The organism is Desulfovibrio piger (assembly GCF_951793255.1).
Lineage (GTDB): Bacteria > Desulfobacterota > Desulfovibrionia > Desulfovibrionales > Desulfovibrionaceae > Desulfovibrio.
In genome coordinates this window covers 580,230-596,437 of sequence record NZ_OX636706.1, presented here as the reverse complement: position 1 = coordinate 596,437, position 16,208 = coordinate 580,230, and the positions used below count along the sequence as shown (strand labels likewise).

Genomic DNA, 16,208 nt, shown 5'->3' with positions numbered 1-16,208 from the left:
CCTCCCGGCTTGATCGTTCGCATGACGCAAAAAAGGCGCTTCCCCGAGGGGAAGCGCCTTTTTCGTCGGTATCGCGGAAAGCCCGGCTAGGCCTGGGCAGCGTCCTTTTGCTTGTTGCGCCGGCGCAGCACCAGCATGGTCACCACCATGAAGATCAGGCCGGACGCGAAGCCGGGCAGCAGGCTGCCGTGGGTGAGGCCGGAGACCACATAGCCCACCGTGCTGCTGGCCGCCACCACACAGGCATAGAGCATTTGTGTGGAGACGTGTTCCAGATGGGCGCAACCGGCGCCGGCACTGGACAGGATGGTGGTGTCGGAGATGGGCGAGCAGTGGTCGCCGAAGACGCTGCCGGCCAGGGTGGCGGACAGGCAGACCAGCACCAGGTTGGGATCCACGGCCTGGGCAACGGGCACCACGATGGGGATCAGGATGCCGAAGGTACCCCAGGCGGTACCGGTGGAGAAGCTCAGGAAACCGGCCACCACGAAGATGATGGCGGGCAGCAGGCCGCCGGAGATGCCGCCGTCGGCCACCATGGTCTTGACGAAGAGCGGGGTCTGCAGCAGGTCACGGCACACGCCGCTGATGGCCCAGGCCAGCACCAGGATGGTGTTGGCGGGCATCATGGCCTTCATGCCTTCGCCGGCGCAGTCCATGAAGGACTTGAGGCTCATGAGCCCTCTGGGCACGAACATGAAGAAGGCCACGGTGATGGCACCGAAGGAGGCCCAGACCAGGGCCTTGGAGGCGCTGCTGTTACCGAAGGCCGCCGCCAGGGTGTGGTAGGCGGGATCGCTGCCCCAGTAGCCGCCGCTGTAGAGCAGGGCCAGCACGGCGAAGACGATCAGGCTGCCGATGGGCACGAGCATGTCCATCAGGTGGCCCTTGGCGCTGGCGCCCATCTCGGCCTGTTCGGCGTCCACGTTGCCCAGTTCGCCCTGCTGGGCGCGCAGTTCGGCCTTGCGCATGGGGCCGAAGTCGAAGTTGCCCAGGCAGACCATGACCACCATGATGATGGAGAACAGGGCGTAGAAGTTGTAGGGGATGGTGGCCACGAAGGCGGCAAAGTCGCTTTCAAAGGCGCCGGTGGCTTTCAGGTTGCTGCCCACGGCGGCGGCCCAGCTGGAGATGGGCGCGATGATGCAGATGGGGGCGGCGGTGGCGTCGATGATGTAGGCCAGCTTGGCGCGGGAGATCTTGTAACGGTCCGTCACCGGGCGCATGACCGTGCCCACGGTGAGGCAGTTGAAATAATCGTCGATGAAGATGAAGGCGCCCAGGCCGCCGGTGGAGAGCATGGCCACGCGCTTGCTCTTGATGCGCCTGGTGGCCCAGTTGCCGTAGGCACGGGTACCGCCGGCACGCGAGATGGTGAACACCAGCGCGCCCAGCAGGGTACAGAAGATGATGATGTTGAAATCGACCTTGTTCACCATGGTGGTGAAGGCGATCTCCACGGGCTTGATGATCAGGTCGCCCGTGCCCATGCCCAGGCAATAGATGACGGTGCCGCTGAGAATACCGAGGAAGAGGGAGGAAATGACTTCCTTGGTGATCAGGGCCAGGGTGATGGCGATGATGGGCGGCAGCAGAGAGAGCCAACCCGCGTCAAACGGATCCATGAACATGCTCCTGTCTTGAAGGTCTGGAAGGCGCAGCGCCGCATACGGCTTACCGGCATGCATCCCCCGCCGGCGCGTGATCTTCTCGGTCGCGCTGGACTGCGTTCGTGGAAGCATATCATGCGCGCTTTGGAGCGGCAATACAAAACGGCCGGAAAAAACGGAACGGATGGGCCTCGGGGCGGGCCGTCGCGGAGCCTGTCACGAAAAAACGCCTGTGGACTGTCCACAGGCGTTGTTATCCGGCGTATCAGAAAAGATGCGGAAGGCGCGGGCTACAGGCTGATCTCGCCGTACTGGGCCTCATACTGCTGGATGGTCTGCACCAGCGCGGCGGCCAGGCGTTTGGCGCTTTCGGGGCTCATGCCGATGGCCTTTTGCGGCTGCACGGCCAGCACCGGGCCCTGCTGGTCCTGTTCGTTGCGGCTCACGCAGGCCGTGAGCAGGATCTCGCCGTGGGAGTAGTTTGTCTGGAAGGCATTGGCGTAAATGGTTTCCAGAGCGGGGGCCGGCAGCATGGTCACGCGCAGCTGCTGTTCGGTACGCTGTTCGGGCTGCTGTTCGGGCTGCTGTTCAGGGGCATGGCTGTTGGCGGGGGTCTTTTTCAGAGCGGGCATGGGGATATCCTCCTGTCTGGTTGTGACGGGCAAGAAATTCTTCTGTTTCTTTGTTGCTTCTCTTCTACTTCTTTTCGTTTTTGGCGCCCTTGTCGTTCTTGCCGGTCTTTTCTTCCTTGCCGGCCTTTTCGTCGGGGCCGTCGGCATGGGTACGGATGCTGACCTTGGGCAGCTCGGCGAACTGCACACTGCCGGCGTCCATACGGCTGATGATCTCGGCGGTGATGTCCATGGACGCAGGAGCGGAAAGGACGTTCTGGCGGGCGATGACGGCCACGTCGCCCTTGTCGGCGCGCCAGGCTTCGATCCTGGCCAGCATGTGCTTGCTGACCACGTCACGGGCGGCGGCCTGTTCCAGCGCCAGCTGGCGCTGCAGCACGGCCAGGCCCTGACGCAGTTCCTGCTCGCGTTTTTCTTCAGGGCTTTTCTTCAGTTCTTCCTGATAGACATCCAGACCGTTCTGCAGGATGGCCTGGACTTTGGCCAGGTGTTCGTTGGCCTGCTGCGCGGCCCTGGACTGGCTGAGGACACGGTCCACATCCACGCAGACCACGTCCGGGCCGGTATCCAGGCAACCGGACAGGGGCAGGGCCAGCATAAGGGCGAGACCGGAAAGAAAACGGGGAAAACGGGGCATGATGTCTCCTTGTGATGGTATGCGATCCGGCCGGGGCCGGACGTGGCGCGCCGCGTATGGGCGGCCGGCATGTGAGCGTTGGATGGTGCGTCGAAATTTTTACGGGATAGCCGTTTTTTGCAAAATGCTCCTTCCCGTTTCGGGGCCCGGCACGGCCAATAAAAACGCCGCCCCGGGAAGGCTGGATACAGGGCGGCGTCAAAAGGTGCGGTGGCCGGGACTCTCTTTCCGGCCACCGCCCGGTTTGATGGGTTAAAGCATCAGGGCCTAGAACTCGTAGCGGAAGCTGCCGAACACGCCGTGACCGGTGGTGTGCTGACCGGTCTGCAGCGTGTAGTTCACGCCGATGCTCATGTTGTCGTTGGCCAGTTCCAGACCGACGCCGCCCTGCCAGGTGAGGTAATCCATCATCTGGGTCTCCACTTCATAGGTGCCGGGCAGGCCGGTGAAGTGCACATCGTGCTTGGCCTTGATGTCGCCGGCGGCCGGGATCACGGTGAAGTCCAGGCTGGGCTTGAAGCTCCAGCCGCTGTCCAGGGCGAAGTCCTTGCTGAAGGTCACGCCGATGGGGAAGGTCCAGATGTCCTGGTGGAGGCTGTCGCCTTCCAGCACGTTGCCGCCATTGGCTTCCACGTCATAGCCCCAGGTGTTGAGGCTCATGTAGCGCACGCCGATGTGCGGGATGATGTCCATCGCGCTGGTCTGCAGCAGATACTCGGCCCGCAGACCGGCACTGATGGCGCTGGCCTGCACGTCGGCTTCGAGCTTGTTGCCCATGCCCAGACGGCTGTCGAGATCCTGCTTGAGCTGGTTCCAGGTGCTGGTGTACGACACGTCGGCCATGACGCCGAAGTTTTCGTAATTCCAGCCGGCGTACGCGCCGAGGCCCCAGAAGTTCATGCGGTTCTCGGTGCTGCTGAGGTCGCCGCCGGAGGATTCGGCGTAACCGCCACCGATGTTGAAGGTGATACCGGCGCGGATGGCGTTCTCGAAGGTGTAGTCGGCACCCAGGGAAACGCCGCCCAGATTGCCGTTGAAGCCGTAGTCCATGTTGTCGGCATCCAGGCCCCAGCCGTGCTGGCTCTGCCACAGGGGCGCGATCCAGAGGGCGAAGCCGGTGGTGTTGCGATCCACGATCTTGCCTTCGGCGTCCATGGCCTGGGCGCCGTCAGCGGGATTGGCGAAGCCCAGACGGTTGACCACGGCATTGGTGCCCGCATCGGAAGCCATCTTGGTCATCTGCGGCGCGGCACCAGCGAAGGCGATGCGGGCGGCACTTTCGATGCTTTCAGCGGCGGCGTTCTTGTCCATGCCCAGGAAGCGGTTGTCCGTGGCGCGGCTCAGGAAGCGCACGCCCATCTGGTCGGAATCGACGTCGGCGTAGTCCCAGTTGGGCTGGTCAGCGGCACCGGCATGACCGGTATACAGGTCGTTCACCGCGTTGGCCATGCCGTCGCTCAGGTTGGGGAACACGGTATGGGCGTCATTGCGCACGGCGGAGGTGGTGACCTTCTTGCCCGTATTGTCAAACTTGGCATCGCCCAGCGAGATCATGTCCGTGGTGGTGGACAGGCCTTCGGTCTTCCAGACAGTCCCACCGTCTGTGATAGTAGTACTCGTACCGTCCTGCACCGTCGTAACATTGCCCACGATGGTGTAGTCCTGACCGGCCACGGCATCGGTGACCAGCAGCTTGGCACCTTCGGCCACGGAGAGAGTGCCCGTGGTTTTAAAGCTGATGGCAGCCTTGTCGCCGTAGATGTTCGCACCGTTGACCACCAGCAGGCTGTTGGCAGCGAAGGTGGCGGAGTCGTCAGTGGCATTGGTGACAGCATTCGTCAGGTCAGCACTCGTTGCCGTATCCATCAGCCCACCGTTCACGACCAGGGCCTTACCGTCAGCGATCTCGATGCCCTTGAAGACACCCAGAGCGGCGGTGATGCCCGTTTTAGACAGGCCCACGCCCTTGGTGTAGTTGCCTACCACGCCGGGCAGCCAGCCGGTATCAGCGGTGCCCAGAGCCAGGTAAGAGTTCTGGCCCACGCCTACGCGGCCGTTGACGACCACATCGGTAGCGCCGCCAGCGCTCAGGTTTTCCACAGCCACGTTGCTGGAAGCCAGGCCCCAGGCCGGGTCGACCAGCAGCATGCCACCGTTGAGGTCGATGTGCTGGGCGGACAGGGTGGTGCCACCAACCGTGTCAGACTCGGAGCCGACGGTGATGGTGCCGGTCGTCCCGGTCGTCCCGGTCGTCCCGGTCAGCTTCAGGTCAGCAACTGTGGCCTGGGTACCGTTGGTCAGCGTCAGGCTTTTGACCGTGCTGGCATCCGTACCCGTACCCGTCAGATTCAGAACACCACCGTCAACAGCCACGGCACCGGAAGCCGCCAGCTTTTTGGCAGCCACGTTGGTGGCGGTGATGTTAGCAGCTTCGATGGTACCCTGCTGGGCGCGCAGCGTCAGCTGACCGTCGGCAGCCTTGGTGATATCCTCCCCAAGGATAAGGTCACCATCGGTCACGATCTGCCCCCGGGCACTGGTAGCACCCGCGTGCAGGCTGATGTTACCCGTGGCAGTCAGGGTGCCATTCATATCATTTACGGGCTGGTCGACATAGATGTCGCTGCCAGAGGAAACCACACCGCCCTCAATGGTCAGCGTGTCGGTGTGGATATGACCATTGGAATGGATGCTGCCCTGGCTGGCCTTCACAGCACCGACATTCCCGACCTCACCGATGACTTCCGCGACCAGGTTGCCGCCGGCAGAGCTGCTCACAACGCCGCCACCGGTCACGGCACCCACCGTGTAGTTGCCTGCAACCGCATTCAGGCTGGAGTTGTTACCAAGTGTGATGTGGGCCTCGCCCAGATTTCCGCCCAGGGAAGGTGCGGCAGCGGAGCCCAGATTGAGGGCCTTGCCGTCAGACACATTGACCGTGAACAGCGTGGGGGTGCCATCGCCCTTCACGGTGATCAGATTTGTGCCGTCGCCAAGCAGGGTCAGATCACCCTTGAGATCGACAGTGTGGTTGCCATCAGCAGCATTGCTGATGAGGACAGTCCCGGCGCCGTAATTGCCATTGATCGTGGTGGTGTCGGTGTAACCAGGACCACCATATTCCACAGTGGTATCCGTCAGCAGCGCACCGGTAGCCTCGGCAACGGAACCTTTCAGGTTACCGGAGTCAGTCTTGTCATCACGAGAAATCTCGATGGCAGCACCTTCGTACTTGATGAGGCCGGTGCTGTCATTAACCACCAAGACGTTACGATACTGCTGCATATCAGCCGTGGAAATGCTGCTAAGACCGGTCACAGCAAGCGTACCACCCTGCCCCAGGTAGAGCCTTTTCAGGCCATCAGCGGTGGAGATGCTTTCTCCGTCTTTCTTCACGAGCAGCCTATTGGCCGCACTGAGTACACCATTGTCGCTGACATTGATGCCCTTCGTACCGTTTCCGTCCTCGGCACTCTTCAGGGAGTTGGTGACGGTCAGGGTACCGTTTTTAACGCTGAGACCCTTGTCAGCCACCACGTTAACGGCCTCGGCTTCCACATTACCCGCACCGGCGAGCGTCAGAGCCTTGTTGTTGAAGACCCCGGCCTCTTTCCCAGCAGTAGTGCCCGTGGACAGGGTCTGCAGCTTCAAAGTGGAACCTTCGGCCACATCCAGCTTGGTGAAGCCGACCACCTGGCCATTGAACTCACCAGTATAGTTGGTGAAGGCCAGAGTGCTGTTATTAACTGTCGCCTTGTTGCTACTGGTTGCGTCATGGCCCTGACCAAAGACCTTGCCGGCAAAGCTGCTGTTGCCGTCAAAGGTCACGGTCGCGGTATCCGTCACCCTGGCCGTACCGTCATTGAGGGCATAACCGCCGGCATGGATGTTGCCCTGGATATCGGCATTGCCGCTGATGGTCAGGTTGGCATTGGTCACATTCGCCGTGGCGCTGGTGCCATCAGCCACGCCACCGGCAAAGACATTGCCATTGATGGTGCCGCCGTTGATGGTGGTGTTGGCGGTGGTGACGCTGGACGTGATAGTCCCAGCTCCCTTGGCGCTGGCCACACCGCCGCCTACCACGGCAGCCTTGCTTGCGGTTTCTCCATCGTCAGAGATTTGGGCCCCGTAACGCAGAGCATCGATGGTTCCACCACTGATGGTCAGCTGACTTTCCGTAACTGACGAGGAGACATCGCCTGTGGCAGCGCCATAGTTTTCCGCGACGCCACCGCCGACCACACCGGCGATTTTGGTGCCGCCGAGGATCGTCGTATTCGCCTCGGTCACGCTCACCGTTGCCTTGCCGGTGCCCGTTCCTTTGGCGAGGCTGCCACCGATAACGCCGCCGCCCAGCACCTTCACGGAATCACTGATGGTCACATTCGTCGTGTCGATGGTCAGACTCGCCTTTTGACCATCGGCATAAACAAGGGCCTTGCCGCCACCCAGAACGTACTGGGCCTTGTGGTCAACGCTCTGCAATTCTCCGCCGCTGACGAGGACATTGGTCGTATCAATGTTAGACGTGTTGCTGCCGCGTACGTAGCTGCCGCCCATGACTTCGCCGTCAAGGGTGCCGCCAGTCAGAGCAACACTGGTCGACGTAATATTCCCTGCCTTGCCTGCGCCGTCGATAAGGTTACCGCCCACCAGGTCGCCCGTCACCGTACCATTCTTCATGGTCAGCGACGTATTCGTGACATTAACAGTGCCGCCATCGACGGCCACGCCACCGGCAACGACCTTGGCATTGTCCTTATCGAAATAGCCATCTTTGCCACTATCAGGCTTGTTGCCCTTGATGACGGTCTCGGCACCGTCAATGACCACAACGGAATTCTCGACCGAAGCAGTGGCATTGGCGCCAGTGGCGAGTCCCGCACCAGCCACGGCAGCGTAGCTGGACGCCTTTTCGCCGGAACCCTTGGTATAGACGATGTTGGTCACCGTCCCGTCCTTGATGACGACAGAGGACGTGCCTTCAACAACACTCTTAGCGCTACCAGTACCGGTCAGATGCTCGGCCAGGCCGCCGCCCACCACACCGGCGATGCTCTTGCCGCCGTTGATGGTCACCACGCTGTTGGCCACAGTGGCTTCAGCCGTACCAGGCGTCGCACGGCTAAAGCTGCCGCCCACCACAGCACCGGTAGTCACCGAGGCATCATTATTGATCGTGACGGAAGAGGTGCCCTTGATTTCGCCCGTGGCCGTGCCATTGCCAAGTACCTTGTCGCCACCCACAATGTATTCCGCCTGGGACACCGTGGGGAAGTTGGCAGCATTGAACACGACGCTGGTGTTACCGGTGGTGGTCACCGTACCGGCACCACGCGCATAGCTGCCGCCCATAATGTCGCCCTCGACCTTGCCGGCCTTGACCGTCACAGAGGAGTTGCCGTGCAGGGTAGTGGTGACGTCCTTAGCCTCCATTGTTGCGTCGCCTTCCGTCATGTTGCCACCGACCAGGTCGCCCACGGATTTGACGTTCTCCACGACAACAGCGGAAGTGGACGTGCCACCTTCCTTGCCGATGGTCACCGTGGCGCCCTTACCCTGGGCCAGGCTGCCGCCGAGGACTTTGTCGTTGATGTCAACTTTTTCGCCGTTGATGGTCACCAGCGTATTGCCGGTGATGGTGCTGGTGGCCGTGCCCTTCTCGCCTTTCACGAGAGCCAGGCCGCCGCCGATGATGGAGGGATCGAGATTGATGGCCCCCAGGCCGGTGGAATAGGACTGCCCGAAGGTGCCGCCGGTGATGGTCACAGAAGTGGAAGCGTCGGTGACGGAGAGGGCGGGAGCGTTAGCCCCAGTGCCGTACACATGGGCCACACTGCCGCCCGTCACGGAGGTCTTGAACTCGCCGCCGCTGATGTTCACGGTGATGTTGCCGGCTTCGGCCTTGCTGGTATCATCGGCATTCAGGTCGGCCTTGAGGTAGTTGCCGCCCATGACCAGTTCATAGTCAGTATTCTTACCGCTATCTTTCTGGCCGAACGTACCGCCGGTGATGGTCAGGGAAATATCGCCGGTCTTCAGATTGGCCTTCTCGCTGTTGGCGATCTTGCTGCCGCCCACCACGAACTGGGAGGAAGTGGTCGAACCACTGATGGTGGTGCTGATGTTGCCGTGGGTCAGCGTGTTATCGAAAGCGGAGTTGGCCTGCACGTAGCTGCCGCCGATGATCTCGCTGATGGTACCGCCTTTGACTTCCAGCGTGATGTCATCGGCAGCTGTGGTCTCAGCACTCTTGACCAGCCAGCCCCCCATGAGGTTGTTGACGGTGGTCTGGTCGTAGTTATTCTTCCCTTCCAGAGCCTTGTCAGGATCCGCGGCCACAGCCACACCGGCGCCGCCCATGACCAGCATGCCGGCCACAGCCAGGCTGCCGAAAGTGTTCATCAGGTGGCACTTTTTGAGCACCGCCTTGTACCGGTTGATCAGATTGCCGATGGCTCCCTTGGTAAGTTGCATGCAACTATCCTCCATCCTTGGTTTTATTGTTCGCATGTCCGCATGGGACGGTGGCGAAAAAGTAGACTTTTTCGCCATAGCATCCTTAAGGACAGACAGCCAATAAAGTAGACTTTTTCGCCATACCGTCAGGACAGGGAACGCGCATGCCGCAGGGTAAATTCCGTGGAATGGAATAAAAAACCGATAGTAAGAATATCGTCTTTGATTTTAAGGTATTGCTCTACGAAACAAAAATGAAACGATTATAGCTTGCTTTATAACCTGAGTGGAACTATTGTTACTGTAACCGTGGCGAAAAAGTCTACTTTTCCGCCATACCGTTTTGGATCACTCAACATTGCATTTTTTTCAAGAAAGCCCGGCACATATTTTATGTGCCGGGCTTTTGTCCCGTGTGCCCGCAGAGGGGAGGGACGGGAAAAACCGTCCCGATGCCGATCGGGCCGGGGGCACGCCCGTTTTTTGCCGGTCTCCCCGTTCCCGGACCGGTCCCGCCCCATGCTCTTGACGGGACAGGCAGATATCGTACTCTGTCAGGGCAAGACCTGACATCTGGAGCGCGCATGAACAGCAGTTATCCTCTGGTATTTTCCGTCACCTCGGGCAAGGGGGGCGTGGGCAAGACCAATATCTCGGTCAATCTGGCCCTGACCCTGGCGGCGCGCGGCAAGCGCGTGCTGCTTCTGGACGCGGACCTGGGGCTGGCCAATGTGGACGTGCTGCTGGGCCTGCATCCCGAAAAGAACATCTTCCACCTGTTCCATGAGGGGGCGTCCCTGCGGGACATCCTGCTGCCCACGGAATACGGCTTCTCCATCCTGCCCGCCTCGTCGGGTGTCAGCGAGATGCTGGCGCTCAATCCGGGGCAGAAGCTGGAGCTGCTGGATGCCATGGACGAGCTAGAGGACGATCTGGATTTCCTCATCGTGGACACGGGCGCGGGCATCAACGACAGCGTGCTCTATTTCAATGTGGCGGCGCAGGAACGTCTCCTCGTCCTGACCCCGGAACCCACCTCCCTGACGGACGCCTATGCCCTGATCAAGGTGCTGAAGACGCAGCACGGCGTGGACCGCTTCCAGGTCTGCGTGAACATGGCGCAGGACATGAAGAGCGCCCGCGAGATGTTCGTGCGGCTCACGGACGTCTGCGACCACTTCCTGGGCGGGGTCTCGCTGGATCTGGCCGGTGTGCTGCCCCGCGACCCCGGCGTGCACGAGGCCGTGGTGCGCCAGCAGCCCTTCTGCCGCTGCCTGCCGGAAAGCCCGGTCTGCCGGGGGCTGGAAAAGATGGCGGACACCATCCTGCGCTGGGAGCCCGCTCCCAGTGCCGACGGCAACATCAAATTCTTCTGGAAAAAACTGCTCTACCGCTGAGACGTCCCTTGCGGGGACGGACGGCGGCCGGACGGAAGGCCATAAAAAAAACGGCGTCGAAAGACGCCGTTTTTTGTCGTGCATGAACTGTCCCCGGGCTGCGGGGGCAGGGGGCCGTCCTTACTTCACGGTCACCAGCTCGTAATCCACGTTGCCGATGCCGATCTTCCGGGCATGCTCGATCTGGCTGCGCCAGTTGGTCTTGGGATGGATGTCGGTGAAGTGGTCGTTGTGCTCGTGGGCGCACTGACCCAGCACGCTGGTGCTGATGGCGGGCGCGGCGTTGACCGCGTCGATACAGGCGTGGTCCAGGGCCACGGGGTCGAAGCCGGCGAACATGCCGATGTCGGGCACCACGGCGGCGTCGTTCTCGGCGTGGCAGTCGCAGTAGGGCGAGACCTGGTTGACGATGCTCACATGGAAGTGCGGGCGGTTCTGGATGACGGCCTTGGTGTATTCGGCCATGCGTTCGTTGAGGATGGTGCTCTCGGCGTCGAAGGCATTGCTGATGGCGTCGAAGTTGCACACGCCGATGCAGCGGCCGCAGCCGGCGCACAGGTCATGGTCGATGCGGGCCTTGTGGTCCTCGCCGATGCTGATGGCCGACTGGGCGCAGTAGTGCGTACAGGTCTTGCAGCCGCGGCACTTTTCGGCGTCGATGCCGGGCTTGCCGATGCTGTGCATGGCCATCTTGCCCGCACGGCTGCCGCAGCCCATGCCGATGTTCTTGATGGCGCCGCCGAAGCCGGTCAGCTCGTGGCCCTTGAAGTGGGTCAGGCTGATGAAGATGTCGGCGTCCATGATGGCGCGGCCGATGAAGGCGCTCTGGAAGTGGTCACAGCCTTCCAGGGGCACTTCCATCTCGTCGGTGCCCTTGAGGCCGTCGGCGATGATCATCTGGCAGCCGGTGCTCAGGGGCGAAAAGCCGTTTTCCTGCGCGGCGGCCAGGTGTTCCAGGGCGTGCTTGCGGCGGCCCACATACAGGGTGTTGCAGTCGGTCAGGAAGGGGCGCCCGCCCAGGGAGGTCACCTTGTCGGCCACCATCTTGGCAAAGTTGGGACGCAGGAAGGACAGGTTGCCCGGCTCACCGAAATGGATCTTGATGGCCACGAACTTGCTGTCCATGTCGATGCTGTCGATGCCGGCCTTTTCGATCAGTTTTTTCAGCTTGTCCAGCAGGCCGGTGCCCACGGGGCAGCGCATGTCGGAGAAATAGACTTTGGAAGCGCTCATTGTCGTCTGTTCTCCAGCGTAGAGGTGTTGAGCGCCGCCCCGGAGGACGGCGCGGACGTTCGGATGTTACAGGCCGTACCGGCGGCCCAGGGAAAAGGCTTTGCCCAGCGGCTCGCCCACGCGGCAGTACTGTTTCTGACCGCCGTCGTAGAGCAGGGGATCGATGCGGTACATGTTGGGCTGGCCGCTTTCGTTGAGGCAGTCGGTCTCGATGCCCACGTTGAGGATGCGGCCCACGAACTGGGTATGGCTGCCCAGTTCCAGCGTGGCCTGCAGTTCGCATTCCAGCACCAGCGGGCACTCGTCCACATAGGGGGCATCCACCACCTTGCTGCGCACGGCGGTCAGGCCGGTGGCGGAGAATTTGTCCTCCCCGGCACCGGAGACCATGCCCGCAAAGTCCACCATGGCGGCCTGGGCCGCCGAGGGCACGCAGACCGTGAACGCCTTGCGCGCCACGATGGCCTTGTGCGTCCAGCGTTCGGGCCGCACGGAGACGGCGACGCAGGGCGGGTTGGAGCAGCAGATGCCGCCCCAGGCCGCGGTCATGATATTGGCTTTGCCTTCTTCATCATAGGCGGCCACCAGAAAGGCCGGCATGGGGTAGGCCAGGGTGACGGGACCAAGAGCTTTTTTCATGGTGTGACCTCCTTGTCATGCATGATGTGTTCCGCGCAACCGCTTGTGAAGGATGGCTGTATAGCATCGCCTGCGGCCTGTAGCAACATGTGGGGAGTAACATGTTTGCTGCAAAGGTGTCATTGTCTTTTCCTCTCGACATGCATCGCCGGGAGGGCCGCGGGGCTAGCTGTCCTCCAGGGGTTGCAGGGCGTGGTGCAGGCGCGGCAGCCGGCGCACGCCCGCCAGCAGGATGCCCAGGGCCACGCAGGGGGCGGCCGCCAGGGCCAGGAAGGCGGGGCCGTAGCCCAGTAGATGGGCCACCAGCCCGCCGTAGGAGGCGCTGCACGAAGCGCCGATGCCCTGCAGGGTCATGATGACGCCCAGGCCCAGGTTGACGTGGCCGGTGCCGTTGAGCAGCCGGGCGGCAAGGCCGGGCGTGACCACGCCCAGGATGCCCGCGCCCACGCCGTCCAGCATCTGGACGGGGATGATGCTCCACGGGCTGTTCCAGAAGCCCGCGATGCAGCCGCGCAGGGGCAGGGCCAGCAGCGCGCACCAGAGCAGGATGCCGTAGCCGCGCCTGCGGGCCAGACGGGCGGCCCAGAGGGCCACGAGGATCATGGTGCCCTGGGCGATGACCACGGTGGCGGCGGTATAGGCCGCGCCGTTGATGGCGAAGCGGGCCACGGCGGACTGGCCCAGCAGGGGCAGCATGTGGGCGTTGCCCAGATGGAAAAAGAGCATGACCAGCCCCACGCAGAGCACGGGCAGGGCCGCGGGGCCGTGCCGGAGGGCCGCGCGCTGTGCGGGCGTGGCGTGTTCCGCTTCAGGGGCGAGCCCCCGCGCCTGGGCATGGTCGATGTCGCGGGGCGCGATGCCGTGCAGGGCATGGAGGCTGAGGAGCAGCATGCCGCTCATGACCACGAAGACGCCGGGCACTCCGTACCAGTAGCCGATGGCCCCGCCCAGCATGGCGGAAAGGCCGTTGCCCGCGTGGTTCCAGGCCTCGTTGCGTCCCAGCTGGGCGGGCAGGTGGGACTGGCCCGCCAGCCCCAGGGTCAGGGCGCTGATGGTGGGGGCCATGGCGGCCGCGCAGACGGCCTGGACGATCTGGGCACCGCCCACCAGCAGGGGATGCTGGCAAAGGAAGATCAGGGCCAGGGCGGCCACGATGCCCAGCGAGGCCAGGGCCAGCAGCAGGCGCTTGCGGCGGGTGGCGTCGGCCAGGGCGCCCAGGGGCGCGGTGACGGCCATGCCCGCCAGACCGCCGATGGTCATGACGTAGCCGATGCTGTCCGGCGTCCAGCCGTGGCTTTGCAGGAAGATGCCCAGAAAGGGCCCCAGACCGTCGCGGACGTCGGCCAGGGCGAAGCAGAGCAGGGAAAGACAGGTCAGGGAACGTGTCTTGGCCGCCAGATCCGGCGGCAGGGAGCGAGGAGCGAAGAACGACAGGGCGGACATGCGGCCTCGGGAAAAGACTGAAGGTTGGAAAACAAAAATTGTTCCGAAAAAGTCCCGCTTTGGCAAGAGCAGGGGACGCAGGGCGGCATGACGGGATCCGTCCGCAAAAAGGAGAGCGGCGGTGACGGGCCGGGGGACGCGTTGTCCGGGTCTCCGGCCGGTCCGTGTGCCGGCGCGCCGGCCGGAGGGGGCATTCTTTCATGCCGGGGACCCTTGCCAAAGGGGGAGGAAAAGGGATAACAGAACGCTTTTCATCAAAAATCTCTTTGTGGTTTGAGACCTTCTCCTTCAGGGAGAACAGAGCGGCTTGACAAGACGGCGAAGCCGATGGAAGCCTTTTCCGCAATTCCTTCCTTCAGGAAGGGGCGATCCGCGCGACCCCCATCCGTCGGTCGCGGAGGCGGTAGCCGTTGCCCGCACCAGCGGGCTTACGGATGCGCCAGTCGTTGGCGAACATGTGAGCCTTACGAATGGCGACAGCGTTTTCGCAGGCTGTTTTGCCGTGTACCACATCGCTGTCTTCATCCGTAGCTTCCTTCGTCGCAACGGCTGAAGCAGCGACAGTGCTTTCATGGGCTGTCTTGCCGTGTACCACATCGCTGTCTTTATCCGTAGCTTCCTGCGTCGCAACGGCTAAAGCCCAGTCGGCGGACGGGGCGACTGTGGATTGAAACATTTTCAGGAGAGGAGGCTGCTGTGGCATCTCCCTATATGGATGGCGTGCGCCGGGCCCTGCCCATCGTGCTGGGCTATGTGCCGGTGGCGTTCGCCTTTGGTGTGCTGGCCGTCAAGAGCAACATCCCGCCCGCTCTGGTGGTGGCCATGTCGGTGTTCCATTTCGCCGGTTCCGGGCAGTTCGTCTGCGCGGGGTTGTGGGGGGCCGGTGTGGGGGCCATGTCCGTCATCTTGGCGGTCTTCGTGGTCAACCTGCGCCATCTGCTCATGTCCGCCGCCATGGCCGAGCCGCTGGCGCCGCTCAAGCGCTGGCAGCGCTTTCTGTTCGGCTGCGAGATGACGGACGAGACCTTCGGCGTGCATATCACGGCCTTCCAGCGCGGCTGGAAGCTGTGCACGGCCACGCTCTTCACCTGCAACCTCACAGCCCACGCCTCGTGGGTGCTGGGGACGGTCATCGGCGTGTTCTGCGGCGGCCTCGTCCATGACGTGAAGCCCCTGGGCCTGGACTATGCCCTCACGGCCATGTTCCTGGCCCTGCTGGTGCCGCAGTGCGTCAGCCGCCTGCATGTGCTGGTGGCCATCGTGACGGCCATCCTTTCCCTGAGCCTGAAGCTGGCCGGCATGGGCCAGTGGAACGTGGTGGTGGCCACGGTGCTGGGCGCCACGCTGGGCGTGATCCTGTTGCACCGCAACAAGAGCGCCCTGCCGGAAAAGAAAGAGGAGGACGCGGCATGATCTGGATACAGCAGCACGCGGAACTGCTTTTTTGCCTGGTGGGTTGCATGCTGGTGACGGTCATCCCCCGTGTGGGGCCGGTCATGTATCTGCATGCCGAGAGCCTGCCCGACCTGCTGCGCCACTGGCTCTCCTTCGTGCCCGTGGCGGTCATGGCGGCCCTGCTGGGCCCGGACGTCTTCATCTATCAGGGGGAGTTCATGCCCACGCATCACAACCTCTTCCTGATGACGGCCATCCCGGCCCTGCTGGTGGCCTGGTGGAGCAAGAGCTTTTTCGGCACCATCGCCTTTTCCATGGGCTTCGTGGCCCTGATGCGCTACCTGGGGTGGTACTGATGGCACACGAGCCCCGGCCGCACTGTCCCTTCCACCTGCGGGAGGCCCATCTGCCCCCGGCCCTGCGCAAACCGCGCAAGCCCGCGCCGCCCCTGCCGCCCCCGGCCCGCAGCGCCCGGCTGCTGGTGCGTCTGGCCGCGGAGGATACGGCCCTGTTCCGCTTTTTGCTGGAAGGCTATGACAACACGGCCTATTTCACCGTGCTGGAGCCGCGCACGGCCCTGCTCAAGCTGGTCTTTTCGCCGCACCGGGAAGAGGCCCTGCGCCGGGCCCTGGCCGAGATGGCCGAGAGCCTGGATTTTTCAGTGGAACCCTGGCCCCTGGACAGGGCCTGATACCGTTGACGGGGAGGTGCCCGGCAGGGCGGCCGTCCCCGGCGTCCCCGGCACGTCGTCTGCCCGGCA

General features: G+C 62.8%; 12 protein-coding genes. 4 read left to right on the top strand and 8 right to left on the bottom strand.

Translation table 11 applies throughout. From position 1 onward, the window contains the following. Positions 1-86: 86 nt before the first annotated feature. The 4 genes from Q4I12_RS02990 to Q4I12_RS02975 all read right to left on the bottom strand — a co-directional run bounded on the left by Q4I12_RS02990 (position 87) and on the right by Q4I12_RS02975 (position 9,359). Positions 87-1,625 carry a Na+/H+ antiporter NhaC family protein gene (locus Q4I12_RS02990; protein WP_302260511.1) on the bottom strand — a complete coding sequence of 513 codons (1,539 nt, stop codon included), beginning with the start codon at positions 1,623-1,625 and terminating at the stop codon, positions 87-89. Between the two features lie 275 nt (positions 1,626-1,900). Beyond that, entirely contained in the window at positions 1,901-2,242 is a 342-nt protein-coding gene (locus Q4I12_RS02985) for a DUF3467 domain-containing protein (RefSeq protein WP_302260509.1), read from the bottom strand. Positions 2,243-2,306: 64 nt separating this feature from the next. Continuing rightward, positions 2,307-2,879: an OmpH family outer membrane protein gene (locus Q4I12_RS02980; RefSeq protein WP_302260508.1), complete on the bottom strand. Its 573-nt coding sequence runs from the start codon at positions 2,877-2,879 to the stop codon at positions 2,307-2,309. 267 nt (positions 2,880-3,146) lie between these two features. Then, positions 3,147-9,359 (bottom strand): autotransporter outer membrane beta-barrel domain-containing protein, encoded by a 6,213-nt coding sequence (locus tag Q4I12_RS02975; RefSeq protein WP_302260506.1) that lies wholly within the window; start codon positions 9,357-9,359, stop codon positions 3,147-3,149. Between the two features lie 566 nt (positions 9,360-9,925). On the opposite strand from Q4I12_RS02975, the gene Q4I12_RS02970 reads away from it, so the two are divergent. Continuing rightward, the gene (locus Q4I12_RS02970) at positions 9,926-10,738 is read left to right on the top strand and encodes a MinD/ParA family protein (protein ID WP_302260505.1); all 813 of its coding nucleotides are present in this window, start codon (positions 9,926-9,928) and stop codon (positions 10,736-10,738) included. Positions 10,739-10,858: 120 nt separating this feature from the next. On the opposite strand, the gene Q4I12_RS02965 is transcribed toward Q4I12_RS02970, so the two are convergent. The 4 genes from Q4I12_RS02965 to Q4I12_RS02950 form a co-directional block, all read right to left on the bottom strand. Continuing rightward, positions 10,859-11,971, bottom strand: coding sequence for a DUF362 domain-containing protein (locus tag Q4I12_RS02965; protein ID WP_302260503.1), 1,113 nt, complete (start codon positions 11,969-11,971; stop codon positions 10,859-10,861). Positions 11,972-12,037: 66 nt separating this feature from the next. Beyond that, a complete protein-coding gene (locus Q4I12_RS02960; protein WP_302260502.1) occupies positions 12,038-12,610 on the bottom strand; it encodes a flavin reductase family protein in 573 nt (190 codons plus the stop codon). Between the two features lie 165 nt (positions 12,611-12,775). Beyond that, complete coding sequence (locus tag Q4I12_RS02955) at positions 12,776-14,053, bottom strand: MFS transporter (RefSeq protein ID WP_302260500.1); 1,278 nt, start codon at positions 14,051-14,053, stop codon at positions 12,776-12,778. A 355-nt stretch (positions 14,054-14,408) separates the two neighbouring features. Continuing rightward, entirely contained in the window at positions 14,409-14,729 is a 321-nt protein-coding gene (locus Q4I12_RS02950) for a hypothetical protein (RefSeq protein WP_302260498.1), read from the bottom strand. Positions 14,730-14,749: 20 nt separating this feature from the next. On the opposite strand from Q4I12_RS02950, the gene Q4I12_RS02945 reads away from it, so the two are divergent. From Q4I12_RS02945 to Q4I12_RS02935, 3 genes are read left to right on the top strand one after another with little or no spacing between them, the layout of a single operon-like run. Beyond that, positions 14,750-15,466 carry an AzlC family ABC transporter permease gene (locus Q4I12_RS02945; protein WP_302260497.1) on the top strand — a complete coding sequence of 239 codons (717 nt, stop codon included), beginning with the start codon at positions 14,750-14,752 and terminating at the stop codon, positions 15,464-15,466. Next, on the top strand, positions 15,463-15,804 hold the full coding sequence (locus Q4I12_RS02940; protein WP_006008850.1) for an AzlD domain-containing protein: 342 nt from the start codon (positions 15,463-15,465) through the stop codon (positions 15,802-15,804). The genes Q4I12_RS02945 and Q4I12_RS02940 overlap by 4 nt, the downstream gene beginning before the upstream one ends. Then, entirely contained in the window at positions 15,804-16,139 is a 336-nt protein-coding gene (locus Q4I12_RS02935) for a DUF4911 domain-containing protein (protein WP_300645316.1), read from the top strand. Before Q4I12_RS02940 ends, Q4I12_RS02935 begins: the two co-directional genes overlap by 1 nt. Positions 16,140-16,208 lie beyond the last annotated feature (69 nt).

What these genes read in the sequence shown, in the direction of transcription:
- Q4I12_RS02990 (WP_302260511.1), bottom strand. Translation starts at nt 1,625, where the DNA reads ATGGATCCGTTTGACGCGGGTTGGCTCTCTCTGCTGCCGCCCATCATC.
- Q4I12_RS02985 (WP_302260509.1), bottom strand. Translation starts at nt 2,242, where the DNA reads ATGCCCGCTCTGAAAAAGACCCCCGCCAACAGCCATGCCCCTGAACAG.
- Q4I12_RS02980 (WP_302260508.1), bottom strand. Translation starts at nt 2,879, where the DNA reads ATGCCCCGTTTTCCCCGTTTTCTTTCCGGTCTCGCCCTTATGCTGGCC.
- Q4I12_RS02975 (WP_302260506.1), bottom strand. Translation starts at nt 9,359, where the DNA reads ATGCAACTTACCAAGGGAGCCATCGGCAATCTGATCAACCGGTACAAG.
- Q4I12_RS02970 (WP_302260505.1), top strand. Translation starts at nt 9,926, where the DNA reads ATGAACAGCAGTTATCCTCTGGTATTTTCCGTCACCTCGGGCAAGGGG.
- Q4I12_RS02965 (WP_302260503.1), bottom strand. Translation starts at nt 11,971, where the DNA reads ATGAGCGCTTCCAAAGTCTATTTCTCCGACATGCGCTGCCCCGTGGGC.
- Q4I12_RS02960 (WP_302260502.1), bottom strand. Translation starts at nt 12,610, where the DNA reads ATGAAAAAAGCTCTTGGTCCCGTCACCCTGGCCTACCCCATGCCGGCC.
- Q4I12_RS02955 (WP_302260500.1), bottom strand. Translation starts at nt 14,053, where the DNA reads ATGTCCGCCCTGTCGTTCTTCGCTCCTCGCTCCCTGCCGCCGGATCTG.
- Q4I12_RS02950 (WP_302260498.1), bottom strand. Translation starts at nt 14,729, where the DNA reads ATGTTTCAATCCACAGTCGCCCCGTCCGCCGACTGGGCTTTAGCCGTT.
- Q4I12_RS02940 (WP_006008850.1), top strand. Translation starts at nt 15,463, where the DNA reads ATGATCTGGATACAGCAGCACGCGGAACTGCTTTTTTGCCTGGTGGGT.
- Q4I12_RS02935 (WP_300645316.1), top strand. Translation starts at nt 15,804, where the DNA reads ATGGCACACGAGCCCCGGCCGCACTGTCCCTTCCACCTGCGGGAGGCC.